The sequence below is a fragment of the Pseudomonas sp. FW306-02-D09B genome, from assembly GCF_058782685.1.
This window is the reverse complement of record NZ_JBYSXY010000030.1, coordinates 1-12,875: the sequence shown is the minus strand read 5'-3', so window position 1 is coordinate 12,875 and position 12,875 is coordinate 1. Positions and strand designations below refer to the sequence as shown.

Sequence of the window (12,875 nt, the reverse complement as noted above, 5' to 3'; positions counted from 1 at the left end):
AAAATAATAAGCCTATTCACAGGCTTGCATGTGAAAAGCGCTGTAATGCGTTAAAGGGTGAATGCTAATCTGCCGGTATTCGTGCTCAAAGGAAGGACACTGACCATGCCCGTACTGGAACTCTCCACCCTGATCAAAGGGCAAACACCCGCGCAGGTTCTCGATTTTTGCCTAGAAGGCGCCAATTTCCCGAAAATTTTCCCGGAACGGGTGACGCCATTAGGCAACATCGACGTGAACGATTTGCGCATTGCTGCCGGTCGCGAGTTCAGTTTTCGTCACTGGATGTTCGGCTGTATTCCGGCGACCTGGACCGTGACGATTCGCGAGGTCAGCGACAGCCATTTCATCGACGAAATGCTCAAGGGCCCGATGGCTGCATTTCGTCATGAGCACCGGGTCGCGGCGGCGGAGGGGGGGACGCTGTACACCGATCGCGTCACCTATGCGGCCATTGGCGGTGCACTTTTCGAGTGGTTGATGGTCAATGCCTACATGCGGCGGATTTTCGAGGCGCGGCACCGCAATATGCTTCGTTTGCTGGGCTGAATCGCGCCCCCGTAGGAGCAAGGCTTGCCCGCGAAGAACGATAACGCGGTGAGGCTGTTGCACCGCAGTGTTCCAATCGCGGGCAAGCCTTGCTCCTACAGGGGCGGCTTGTGTTGTATCCAGTTTGGGTCGCGAGATATCACAATTTGTGTTCGGCCATAGGTCGTCGGACAATTTCGTGGTTAACTTCGACCTCTTCGATATTTTCCAAACAACGTTCAGAAGGACTCCGTTCATGGCTCAAGTCACCCTCAAAGGCAATCCGGTTCAAGTCAACGGCCAACTGCCACAAGCCGGTTCCAAGGCGCCAGCCTTTTCCCTGGTTGCCGGCAATCTGTCCGACGTGACCCTGGCAAGCTTCGCCGGCAAGCGCAAAGTGCTGAACATCTTCCCAAGCATCGACACTCCGACCTGCGCCACGTCGGTACGCAAGTTCAACGCTCAGGCCAACGACGTGGCCAACACCGTTGTCCTGTGCATCTCGGCTGACCTGCCGTTCGCCCAGGCACGTTTCTGCGGCGCTGAAGGCCTGGAAAACGTCCAGAACCTGTCGACCCTGCGCGGCCGTGAGTTCATCGAAAACTATGGCGTTGCCATTGCCGACGGCCCGCTCAAAGGCCTGACCGCCCGCGCCGTGGTGGTACTCGATGAAAACGACACTGTGCTGCACAGCGAACTGGTTAAAGAAATCGCTGAAGAGCCAAACTACGAAGCGGCGTTGGCCGTTTTGAAGTAACCGCATTTTACAATTATTAACGGCCTGGCTCTGTCCAGGCCGTTTTCATTTGTGCTTCAGTGCCTTAGCAAAAAATCGCAAAAGCAGGCTGAAGGTAAATTGCCGGTAAAGGCGCTTTGCTTCAATGCCGTCAGTGCTTATCGTTCACTCTCCCGTATAAAGATGCCCACACGCGCCCAATGGTTGATCATTCCATGCAATCCTCTGCTTCCCGTCATCCCCGTCGCTGGCTATTTGGCCTGCTGGTCCTGTTGGTCATTGCCGGCCTGTGCTGGAAGTTCTGGCCAGGCGGTACGGCTCACAAAGACGCCCCAGTAGCTAAAGCGGCGGCGGGGCATGTCGGCAAGTCTGGCGGGATGCGTCCGGGTTTTGGTGGCGCCACAGGACCGGTCCCGGTTCGGGTCGCGCCTGCTGTCGTGGGTGATTTCCCGCTCTATTACAAAGCGCTGGGCACGGTCACTGCGCTGAACACCATCAATGTGCGCAGCCGTGTGGGCGGTGAACTGGTGAAGATTGCGTTTGAAGAAGGGCAAATGGTCAAGGCAGGCGACCTGCTCGCCGAGATCGACCCGCGCCCTTACCAGAACGCCTTGCTGCAGGCCGAAGGCACGTTGTTGCAGAACCAGGCACAGTTGAAAAACGCACAGGTGGATCTGGAACGCTATCGCGGTTTGTATGCGCAAGACAGTATCGCCAAACAGACCCTCGACACCGCCGCTGCGCTGGTGGGGCAGTACCAGGGGACGGTCAAGACCAATCAGGCGGCGGTCAACGACGCCAAACTCAATCTGGAATTCACCAAGATCCGTGCCCCGATCACCGGGCGCGTCGGTCTGCGGCAGCTGGACGTTGGCAACCTGGTGTCCGCCAATGACACCACGTCCCTGGCGGTCATTACCCAGACCCAGCCGATCAGCGTGGTCTTTACTTTGCCGGAAAACACGCTCGATACCGTGCTGACCCGCTACCACTCTGGTGCCAAACTGCCGGCTGAAGCCTGGGATCGTGGCGATACCAAATTGCAGGCCAGCGGTGTCTTGCAAAGCCTCGACAACCAAATCGACACCACCACCGGCACACTGAAGTTCAAGGCACGCTACGACAACCGCGATCTGGCGCTGTTCCCTAATCAGTTCGTCAACGTCCGACTGCTGGCCGACACCCTCAAGGGCGTGGTGCTGGCGCCTTCGGCAGCCATTCAGTTCGGGACCAACGGCACTTTTGCCTACGTCCTGGACGGTGATAAAAAAGTCACTATTCGCCCGTTGAAGATCGGCGCCAGCGATGGCGACAACACAGTGATCCAGGAAGGCTTGAAAGCCGGTGATCGTGTGGTTCTGGAAGGCACTGACCGCCTCAAGGAGGGCAGTGAAGTCGAGGTGGTCAACGACAGCAGTAATGTCGCCCCCGCGACCCCGACCCCGACCGAAAGCCAGGACCCATCGACCAACGCCACGACTGATCCGAAAGCCACTGGCAAGGCGCACAAGGGCCGCGCATGAACATCTCGCGGCTGTTTATCCTTCGCCCGGTAGCCACCACCCTGAGCATGCTGGCCATCGTTTTGGCCGGCATGATTGCCTACAAGTTGCTGCCGGTCTCGGCATTGCCTCAGGTCGACTACCCGACCATTCGGGTCATGACCCTGTACCCGGGCGCCAGTCCGGATGTAATGACCAGTGCGGTGACTGCGCCACTCGAGCGCCAGTTCGGGCAAATGCCCGGCCTGACACAAATGGCCTCGACCAGTTCCGGCGGTGCCTCGGTACTGACCCTGCGCTTCAGTCTCGACATCAACATGGACGTCGCCGAGCAGCAGGTGCAGGCGGCGATCAACGCGGCGACCAATCTGTTGCCCAAGGACTTGCCGGCACCGCCGGTGTACAACAAGGTCAACCCGGCGGACACCCCGGTGCTGACTCTGGCGATCACCTCCAAAACCATGCTGCTGCCCAAACTCAATGATTTGGTCGACACGCGCATGGCGCAGAAAATCGCCCAGATCAGTGGCGTCGGCATGGTCAGTATTGCCGGTGGCCAGCGTCAGGCCGTGCGGATCAAGGTCAATCCGGAAGCCCTGGCGGCCAACGGCTTGAACCTGTCGGACGTACGCACCTTGATCGCTGCGTCCAACGTCAACCAGCCCAAAGGCAACTTCGACGGCCCGACCCGAGTCTCGATGCTCGACGCCAACGATCAGTTGACCTCGCCCAAGGACTACGCCGAACTGATTCTGGCCTACAAGAACGGCGCGCCGTTGCGACTCAAGGACGTCGCGCAGATTGTCGATGGCGCCGAAAACGAACGCCTCGCCGCGTGGGCCAATGAAAACCAGGCCGTGCTGCTGAACATCCAGCGCCAGCCGGGGGCCAACGTGATCGAGGTGGTCGACCGGATCAAGGCCCTGTTGCCGAGCATCACCGATAACCTGCCGGCTGGCCTCGACGTTACCGTGCTGACCGACCGTACCCAGACCATCCGCGCGTCCGTCACCGACGTGCAGCACGAATTGCTGATCGCCATCGCCCTGGTGGTGATGGTGACGTTCCTGTTCTTGCGCCGGGCCAGCGCCACGATCATTCCGTCGATTGCCGTGCCGTTGTCGTTGATCGGCACCTTTGGCGTGATGTACCTGGCCGGTTTTTCGGTCAACAACCTGACCTTGATGGCGTTGACCATTGCCACCGGTTTTGTGGTGGACGACGCGATCGTCATGCTGGAAAACATTTCGCGCTTCATCGAGGAGGGCGATAGCCCGTTGCAGGCGGCGCTCAAGGGCGCCAAGCAGATCGGTTTCACCCTGATATCGCTGACCTTGTCGCTGATTGCGGTATTGATTCCACTGTTGTTCATGGCCGATGTAGTGGGGCGGCTGTTCCGCGAGTTTGCGATTACCCTGGCGGTGGCGATCCTGATTTCCCTGGTGGTTTCCCTGACCCTGACGCCAATGATGTGCGCGCGGTTGCTCAAGCGTGAACCCAAGCCAGAAGAACAGGGCCGCTTCTACCGGGCCAGCGGTGCGTGGATCGACTGGCTGATCGCCGCCTACGGGCGCAAGTTGCAGTGGGTGCTCAAGCATCAGCCGCTGACCTTGCTGGTGGCCGTCGCTACCCTGGGCCTGACGGTGTTCCTGTACATCGTTGTACCCAAGGGCTTTTTCCCGGTGCAGGACACCGGGGTAATCCAGGGTATTTCCGAGGCGCCGCAGTCGATTTCCTTCGCCGCCATGAGCCAGCGCCAGCAGGAGCTGGCCAAGGTCATCCTGGCCGATCCGGCGGTGCAAAGCCTGTCGTCCTATATCGGAGTCGACGGCGACAACGCGACCCTCAACAGCGGGCGCTTGCTGATCAATCTCAAGCCGCACAAAGAGCGTGATCTGAGCGCGGCCCAGGTGATCAGCCGGTTGCAGCCGCAGCTGGACAAACTGGTGGGCATTCGTCTGTTCATGCAGCCGGTGCAGGACCTGACCATCGAAGACCGGGTCAGCCGCACACAGTACCAATTCAGCATGTCGTCGCCGGATGCCGAGATGCTCAGCCTGTGGAGCGGGCGACTGGTCGAGGCGCTGCGCAAGCAACCCGAGCTGACTGACGTTGCCAGTGACTTGCAGGACAAGGGCTTGCAGGTCTATCTGGTGATCGACCGTGACGCGGCTTCGCGAATCGGCGTTTCGGTGTCGAACATCACCGACGCGCTGTACGACGCTTTTGGCCAGCGGCAGATTTCGACCATTTACACCCAGGCCAGCCAATACCGCGTGGTGATGCAGGCGCAGGACGGCGAAAAGATCGGCCCGCAGGCGCTGGAGCAGATTCACGTCAAGACCACCAATGGCGGCCAGGTGCGGCTGTCCAGCCTGGCCCACGTCGAAGAGCGCCAGGCGCAATTGGCGATTGCGCACATCGGCCAGTTCCCGGCAGTGATGATGTCTTTCAACCTCGCGCCCGGCGTGGCGTTGGGGCAGGCCGTCGAGCTGATCAACAAGGTGCAGCAGGACATCGGCATGCCGCTTGGCGTGCAGACTCAGTTCCAGGGTGCGGCCCAGGCGTTCGAAGCCTCGCTGTCGAGTACCTTGCTGCTGATTCTGGCGGCGGTGGTGACCATGTACATCGTGCTCGGCGTGCTGTACGAGAGCTACATTCACCCGATCACCATTCTCTCGACGCTGCCATCGGCGGCGGTCGGCGCCTTGCTGGCGTTGATTCTCAGCGGCAACGACCTGGGCATGATCGCGATCATCGGCATCATCTTGCTGATCGGCATCGTCAAGAAGAACGCGATCATGATGATCGACTTCGCCCTCGACGCCGAGCGTAATCAGGGCATGGACCCGGCTACCGCGATTTATCAGGCGGCGCTGCTGCGTTTCCGGCCAATCCTGATGACCACCCTGGCCGCGTTGTTTGGCGCGGTGCCGTTGATGCTCGCCACTGGTTCGGGGGCCGAACTGCGCCAGCCATTGGGTCTGGTGATGGTCGGTGGCTTGCTGGTCAGCCAGGTGCTGACGCTGTTTACCACGCCGGTGATCTATCTGTACTTCGACCGCCTCGGTCGGCGCTGGCGGCGTGCGCCTGAGCGCCTGGAGCCGGTAGAGCAGCCATGAACCTGTCCGGACCTTTCATTCGCCGGCCGGTAGCGACGATGCTGCTGAGCCTGGCGATCATGTTGCTGGGCGGCGTGAGTTTCGGCTTGCTGCCGGTGTCGCCGCTGCCGCAAATGGATTTCCCGGTGATCGTGGTGTCGGCGAGCCTGCCGGGCGCGAGCCCCGAGGTCATGGCGTCCACCGTGGCGACGCCGCTGGAGCGATCCTTCGGCGCCATCGCCGGGGTCAACACCATGAGCAGCCGGTCCAGCCAGGGTTCGACCCGGGTAATCCTGCAATTTGACATGGACCGCGACATCAATGGCGCGGCGCGAGAAGTGCAAGCGGCGATCAACGCCTCGCGCAACCTGCTGCCCAGCGGTATGCGCAGCATGCCGACCTACAAGAAGGTCAACCCGTCCCAGGCACCGATCATGGTGCTGTCGCTGACCTCGGATGTGCTGGAAAAAGGTCAGCTCTATGACCTGGCCTCGACCATCCTTTCGCAAAGCCTGTCTCAGGTGCCCGGTGTCGGCGAGGTGCAGATTGGCGGCAGTTCGTTGCCGGCAGTGCGCATCGAGCTTGAACCGCAACTGCTGAACCAGTACGGCGTGGCGCTGGATGATGTACGCAACACCATTGCCAACGCCAACGTGCGCCGGCCCAAGGGTTCGATCGAAGACGACCAGCGGATGTGGCAGGTCCAGGCCAACGACCAGTTGGAGAAGGCCAAGGATTATGAACCGCTGATCATTCGCTACCAGAATGGCTCGGCGTTGCGCCTGAGTGATGTGGCCAAGGTCCGCGACAGCGTCGAAGACCGCTACAACAGCGGTTTCTTCAACGATGACGCGGCAGTGCTGTTGGTGATCAACCGCCAGGCCGGCGCTAACATCATTAAAACGGTCAACGATATCAAGGCGCAGTTGCCGGCGTTGCAGGCGGTGTTGCCGGCCAGCGTCAAACTGAACCTGGCGATGGACCGTTCACCGGTGATCAAGGCGACCTTGCACGAAGCGGAAATGACCCTGCTGATTGCCGTGGCGCTGGTGATTCTGGTGGTGTACCTGTTTCTCGGTAACTTCCGCGCGTCGTTGATCCCGACGCTGGCGGTACCGGTGTCGCTGGTCGGTACGTTCGCGGTGATGTACCTCTATGGCTTTTCGCTGAACAACCTGTCGCTGATGGCGCTGATTCTGGCCACGGGGCTGGTGGTGGACGATGCCATCGTGGTGCTCGAAAACATTTCGCGGCACATCGACGAAGGGATCGCGCCGATGAAGGCGGCGTACCTGGGCGCCAAGGAAGTCGGTTTTACTTTGCTGTCGATGAACGTTTCGCTGGTGGCGGTGTTCCTGTCGATTCTGTTCATGGGCGGGATTATCGAGAGCCTGTTTCGTGAGTTCTCGATCACCCTGGCGGCGTCAATCGTGGTGTCGCTGGTGGTCTCGCTGACCCTGACGCCGATGCTCTGTGCCCGCTGGCTGAAACCCCACACACCCGGCGAGGAAAACCGTTTGCAGCGTGCCAGCCGGCGCGCCAACGACTGGATGGTCAAGCACTATGCCAGCGGCCTGGATTGGGTGCTGCGTCACAAGCGGCTGACTCTGCTCAGCCTGTTTGTCACCATTGGCGTCAATATCGCCTTGTATGTGGTGGTGCCCAAAACGTTCCTGCCGCAGCAGGACACCGGTCAGCTGATCGGTTTTGTCCGCGGCGACAATGGCCTGTCGTTCAACGTCATGCAGCCGAAAATGGAAACCTTCCGCCGTGCAGTGTTGAAAGACGCTGCGGTGGAAAGTGTCGCCGGTTTTATCGGCGGGACCAACGGCACCAATAACGCTTTCATGCTGGTGCGCCTGAAGCCGATCAAGGAACGCAATATTTCTGCGCAGAAGGTCATCGAACGCCTGCGCAAGGAAATGCCCAAGGTCGCCGGTGCCCAATTGATGCTGATGGCTGACCAGGACTTGCAGTTTGGCGGTGGCCGCGAGCAGACCACCTCGCAATACACCTACATCCTGCAAAGCGGCGATTTATCGGCGTTGCGCGAGTGGTATCCGAAGGTCGTCACCGCACTCAAGGCATTGCCTGAACTGACCGCCATCGACGCCCGCGAAGGGCGGGGTGCTGCACAGGTGACGCTGGTGGTCGATCGTGATCAGGCCAAACGCCTGGGTGTCGACATGTCGATGGTCACCGCCGTGCTGAACAACGCTTATAGCCAGCGCCAGATATCGACCATTTACGACAGCCTCAACCAGTATCAGGTGGTGATGGAGGTCAATCCGAAATACGCCCAGGACCCGATCACCCTCAATCAGGTCCAGGTGATTACCGCTGCCGGCGCGCGCATTCCGTTGTCGGCGATTGCCCACTATGAAAACAGCCTGGAAAACGACCGGGTCAGCCATGAAGGGCAGTTCGCTTCCGAAAGCATCTCTTTTGATATGGCCGAAGGCGTCACCGTTGAACAAGGCTCGGCCGCCATCGAACGGGCGATTGCCAAGCTGGGGTTGCCGGAAGAAGTGATCGCCAAGATGGCCGGCACTGCCGACGCTTTCGCGGCGACCCAGAAGAGTCAGCCGTGGATGATTCTCGGTGCGCTGGTGGCGGTGTATCTGGTGTTGGGCGTGCTGTACGAAAGTTATGTGCACCCGCTGACGATCCTGTCGACATTACCTTCGGCAGGGGTCGGTGCGTTGCTGTCGATCTATGTGCTGGGCGGCGAGTTCAGCCTGATTTCGCTGCTCGGGCTGTTTTTGCTGATCGGCGTGGTGAAGAAAAACGCCATTCTGATGATCGACCTCGCGCTACAGCTTGAACGCCATCAGGGCATGGAGCCGCTGGAGTCGATTCGCAGTGCGTGTCTGTTGCGTCTGCGGCCGATTCTGATGACTACCCTGGCGGCGATTCTGGGCGCCTTGCCGTTGTTGCTCAGCACCGCCGAAGGCGCGGAAATGCGCCAGCCACTGGGCCTGACCATTATCGGCGGGTTGATTTTCAGCCAGGTGCTGACGCTTTTTACCACCCCGGTGGTTTACCTCTATCTCGACCGTTTGCGCCATCGGGTCAACCGCTGGCGTGGGGTTCGTACCGATGCTTCTCTGGAAACTCCGCTATGACTGACCGTTGCCCACTCAACCTCGACGCACCGATGGCCCGGCGCCTGGTATCGGCCCGAGGTTCGCGTTTACTGAGTCTTTCGCTCAGCGTCTTGATGCTCAGTGCCTGCGCCATCGGCCCGGACTATCAGCGTCCGACAGTGGCCGAGCCGGCACAGTACAAGCAGGCAGACGGTTGGCGTCAGGCGACGCCGAGTGATTCATTGGCGCGTGGCGCCTGGTGGGAACTGTACGGTGATCAGCAGCTCAACGGGCTGGTCGAAAAACTCAACAGTGCCAACCAGACCGTTGCCCAGTCCGAAGCCCAGTACCGTCAGGCTCAGGCGTTGGTCCGCAGTGCCCGAGGTGCGTTTTTTCCGACGGTTGATCTGAGCGCCGGGAAAACCCGTTCGAGTCAAGGCACCGGTAGCAGCAGTTCGAGCCTGAGCAGTACCAACAGTGGTATCCGCGACACCTATAACACTCAGCTTGGGGTGAGTTGGGAAGCGGACGTCTGGGGCAAATTGCGTCGCGGCCTGGAAGCCGACAAGGCCAGTGCCCAAGCGAGTTTTGCCGACCTGGCCGCGATGCGCCTGAGCCAGCAATCGGAGCTGGTGCAGAACTACCTGCAATTGCGAGTGATCGACCAGCAAAAGCGCCTGCTGCAAGCCACGGTCGAGAATTATCAGCGCTCGCTGCAAATGACCGAAAACCAGTACCGCGCGGGAGTGTCCGGCAAGGACGCGGTGGCCCAGGCGCAAACCCAACTGAAAAGCACACAGGCCGACATGGTCGACCTGATCTGGCAGCGTGCGCAGTTCGAGAACGCGATTGCGGTGCTGATCGGCTTGCCGCCGGCTGGCTTCAACCTGGCAGAAACCCCGAACATTCCAGCATTGCCGCAGGTACCGCTGAGCCTGCCCTCGCAACTGCTGGAGCGACGCCCGGACATTGCCTCCGCCGAGCGTTCGGTGATTGCCGCCAACGCCAACATCGGCGTGGCCAAGGCAGCCTACTACCCGGACCTGACCTTGAGCATGAGTGGCGGCTACAGCAGTAGCACTTACTCTAACCTGATCAGCTTGCCGAACCGTTTCTGGTCGGTAGGGCCGAAACTCGCCATGACCTTGTTCGACGGCGGCCAGCGCTCGGCGGAAGTCGACCGAACCGAGGCGGCCTATGACCAGACCGTGGCCAAGTATCGGCAAACCGTGCTCGACGGGTTCCGCGAAGTCGAAAACTACCTGGTGCAGCTCAAGGTCATGGAAGACGAAGCGGCGGTGCGTCAGGAAGCGCTGGACGCGGCCCGCGAGTCGTTGCGCCTGACCCTGAACCAGTACAAGGCCGGGTTGATCGCCTACCTTGATGTGGTGGTGGTCCAGGCCACAGCGCTGAGCAACGAGCGTAGCGTGCTGACCTTGCAGCAAAGCCGGCTGATTGCCAGCGTGAACTTGATCGCCGCATTGGGCGGTGGCTGGGATGGTCAGACCCAGATCAGCGAAAAAAACTAGGGTAGAGCGTTTCTGTGGCGAGGGAGCAAGCTCCCTCGCCACAAATTGCAGTCAGCCTTACGCTCTGTAAGGGCATGTTCTGCCTTGTTTCAGACTGTCCGTCGCGCTAATGGCCTTTTGGTTACTTTGTGAGTGCGTTCGTTGATGGAATCAGTACAATCGCGCACTTTGCCCCAACGAGCATGGATGCAGTCCAGCGGGGGCGCCACGAGAAGTTCTGATGCTCATCGGTAGCTATTCCCCCGCGCTGGTTCTGATCTCCCTTTGCGTGGCGATTCTTGCATCCTATACCGCCCTGGACCTGACCGGTCGTATCGCAACCGCCAAAGGCCGCGCAGTTCATTTTTGGACGGCGGGTGGCGCGTTGGCGATGGGTATCGGCGTCTGGTCGATGCACTTCATTGGCATGCTGGCATTCAGGTTGCCGATCATCCTCGGCTACGATATCGGTATCACCGCGTTGTCGCTGGTGATCGCCATTCTGTCCTGCGGGTTCGCGCTGTGGCTGGTCAGCCAGCCGCGTATGCCGGGCTGGCAACTGGCGTTTGGTGCATTGATCATGGGCGCGGGCATCAGCGGCATGCATTACACCGGCATGGCCGCCATGCGCATGCTGCCGGGTATCGATTACGATCCGACATTGTTTGGTGCTTCGCTGGTGATCGCGGTCGGCGCTTCGGCCGCGGCATTGTGGATTGCCTTTCGTTTACGCCAGAACACCCCGTATGTGCGCCTCGTTCGTGGCGGCGCCGCGGTGATCATGGGTATCGCGATTGTCGGTATGCACTACACAGGGATGGCGGCCGCACGATTTGCCGAAGGTAGCTACTGTGGCGCGACAGTCGACGGTTTGAGTGGCAAGGGCCTGGACAATCTGGTGCTGGTCACCACTCTGGCAGTGTTGAGCATCGCGCTGCTGACGTCGATCCTCGATGCACGCCTGGAAGCACGCACCGCCGAGTTGGCCAATTCCTTGACCCTGGCCAACCGCGAACTCACCCAGCTGGCATTGCACGACCCCCTGACCGGGTTGCCGAACCGTGTACTGTTGGCCGATCGCATCGATCAAGCCATGCATGTGGTGCAGGAGCAGGGCGGTTGTTTTGCGTTAATGTTCATCGATCTCGATGGTTTTAAACCGGTCAACGATGCCTTTGGTCACCATATAGGCGACCAGTTGCTGCGCGAAGTCGGCGTACGCTTGCGCGAGGACCTGCGCGGCCAGGACACGCTGGCGCGGATAGGCGGCGATGAATTCGTGTTGCTGGTACAGCTCGCCGAACCTGACGATGCCTTGCGCCTGGCGGCGCGTCAGGTGGGGTTGATCTCGCGCGCATTCCGGGTCGCCGAACACGACTTGCAGATCTCTGCCAGCATTGGCATTGCCGTATATCCTGGCAACGGACAGACCCCGCAAGAACTGCTGATGAACGCCGACGCGGCGATGTATCACGCCAAGGGCGCGGGCAAGAACGGTCACAGCTTCTTCGATGCCTCGATGAATACCAACGCCCGCAAGCAACTGCAAATGCTTCAGGATTTGCGTAATGCGCTTGAGCAACAGCAATTCAGCCTGCACTACCAACCCAAGTTTGACGCCAGCAATGGTCGGCCGGTCGGCGCCGAAGCCTTGCTGCGCTGGGAACACCCGACCCTGGGCATGCTGCTGCCGGACAAGTTCATCGAACTGGCGGAGAAAACCGGGTTGATCATCCCGATCGGCGACTGGGTGCTCAACGAAGCCTGTCGGCAAATGAGCCTCTGGCACAGCCAGGGGTACACCCATTGGCGTATTGCAGTGAATCTTTCGGCGTTGCAGTTCTGTCATACCGGGCTGGTTCAAAGCGTCGCCAAAGCCTTGGCCACTCACCGTTTGCCGGCTAACAGCCTGACCCTGGAAATCACCGAAACCACCGCCATGAGCGATGCCGACGCGAGCATGACGGTGCTCCAGCAACTGTCGGAAATGGGCGTCGATCTGTCCATCGACGACTTCGGTACCGGTTACTCGAGCTTGATGTACCTCAAGCGCCTGCCGGCCAATGAGCTGAAGATCGACCGTGGTTTTGTCCGTGACCTTGAGCGCGACAGCGATGACGCGGCGATCGTCTCGGCCATCGTCGCCCTTGGGCAGGCGCTGGGTTTGCGCATCGTCGCCGAAGGCGTGGAAACCGATGTGCAACAGGACTTCCTGACTCAGCTAGGCTGTGATTCCTTGCAGGGCTACCTGCTCGGCCACCCGTTACCGGCCGACAGGTTCATGGTCGATATACACCGGGCCGAGCAATTGGTGACGGGCTGAACGCCGCAGGCGACCCGTAGATACTCTGTTTCCGGTCAAGCTTTCGCGAAGTGCTTTTCGCTGAAAAGCTTGGCCGTATCAAAATCCTCTC

Annotated in this window: 7 protein-coding genes; all 7 read left to right on the top strand. The window is 60.1% G+C overall.

Features of this window, described 5'->3' with window-relative positions:
* Window positions 1-105 precede the first annotated feature (105 nt).
* The 7 genes from AC3WK5_RS28150 (at window position 106) to AC3WK5_RS28120 (ending at window position 12,784) form a co-directional block, all read left to right on the top strand.
* Entirely contained in the window at window positions 106-549 is a 444-nt protein-coding gene (locus AC3WK5_RS28150) for an SRPBCC family protein (protein WP_103319748.1), read from the top strand.
* A gap of 235 nt (window positions 550-784) precedes the next feature.
* Complete coding sequence (gene tpx, locus AC3WK5_RS28145) at window positions 785-1,285, top strand: thiol peroxidase (protein WP_019690760.1); 501 nt, start codon at window positions 785-787, stop codon at window positions 1,283-1,285.
* Window positions 1,286-1,464: 179 nt separating this feature from the next.
* Window positions 1,465-2,787 (top strand): MdtA/MuxA family multidrug efflux RND transporter periplasmic adaptor subunit, encoded by a 1,323-nt coding sequence (locus AC3WK5_RS28140; protein WP_103319750.1) that lies wholly within the window; start codon window positions 1,465-1,467, stop codon window positions 2,785-2,787.
* Window positions 2,784-5,888 carry an MdtB/MuxB family multidrug efflux RND transporter permease subunit gene (locus tag AC3WK5_RS28135; RefSeq protein WP_103319752.1) on the top strand — a complete coding sequence of 1,035 codons (3,105 nt, stop codon included), beginning with the start codon at window positions 2,784-2,786 and terminating at the stop codon, window positions 5,886-5,888. The genes AC3WK5_RS28140 and AC3WK5_RS28135 overlap by 4 nt, the downstream gene beginning before the upstream one ends.
* Window positions 5,885-8,992: an efflux RND transporter permease subunit gene (locus AC3WK5_RS28130; RefSeq protein WP_103319754.1), complete on the top strand. Its 3,108-nt coding sequence runs from the start codon at window positions 5,885-5,887 to the stop codon at window positions 8,990-8,992. Before AC3WK5_RS28135 ends, AC3WK5_RS28130 begins: the two co-directional genes overlap by 4 nt.
* Window positions 8,989-10,482, top strand: coding sequence for an efflux transporter outer membrane subunit (locus AC3WK5_RS28125; RefSeq protein WP_103319755.1), 1,494 nt, complete (start codon window positions 8,989-8,991; stop codon window positions 10,480-10,482). Before AC3WK5_RS28130 ends, AC3WK5_RS28125 begins: the two co-directional genes overlap by 4 nt.
* A 220-nt stretch (window positions 10,483-10,702) precedes the next feature.
* Window positions 10,703-12,784 (top strand): putative bifunctional diguanylate cyclase/phosphodiesterase, encoded by a 2,082-nt coding sequence (locus AC3WK5_RS28120; protein ID WP_103319757.1) that lies wholly within the window; start codon window positions 10,703-10,705, stop codon window positions 12,782-12,784.
* The last annotated feature ends 91 nt before the right edge of the window (window positions 12,785-12,875 follow it).

What these genes read in the sequence shown, in the direction of transcription:
- AC3WK5_RS28135 (WP_103319752.1), top strand. Translation starts at nt 2,784, where the DNA reads ATGAACATCTCGCGGCTGTTTATCCTTCGCCCGGTAGCCACCACCCTG.
- AC3WK5_RS28140 (WP_103319750.1), top strand. Translation starts at nt 1,465, where the DNA reads ATGGTTGATCATTCCATGCAATCCTCTGCTTCCCGTCATCCCCGTCGC.
- AC3WK5_RS28125 (WP_103319755.1), top strand. Translation starts at nt 8,989, where the DNA reads ATGACTGACCGTTGCCCACTCAACCTCGACGCACCGATGGCCCGGCGC.
- AC3WK5_RS28120 (WP_103319757.1), top strand. Translation starts at nt 10,703, where the DNA reads ATGCTCATCGGTAGCTATTCCCCCGCGCTGGTTCTGATCTCCCTTTGC.
- tpx (WP_019690760.1), top strand. Translation starts at nt 785, where the DNA reads ATGGCTCAAGTCACCCTCAAAGGCAATCCGGTTCAAGTCAACGGCCAA.
- AC3WK5_RS28130 (WP_103319754.1), top strand. Translation starts at nt 5,885, where the DNA reads ATGAACCTGTCCGGACCTTTCATTCGCCGGCCGGTAGCGACGATGCTG.
- AC3WK5_RS28150 (WP_103319748.1), top strand. Translation starts at nt 106, where the DNA reads ATGCCCGTACTGGAACTCTCCACCCTGATCAAAGGGCAAACACCCGCG.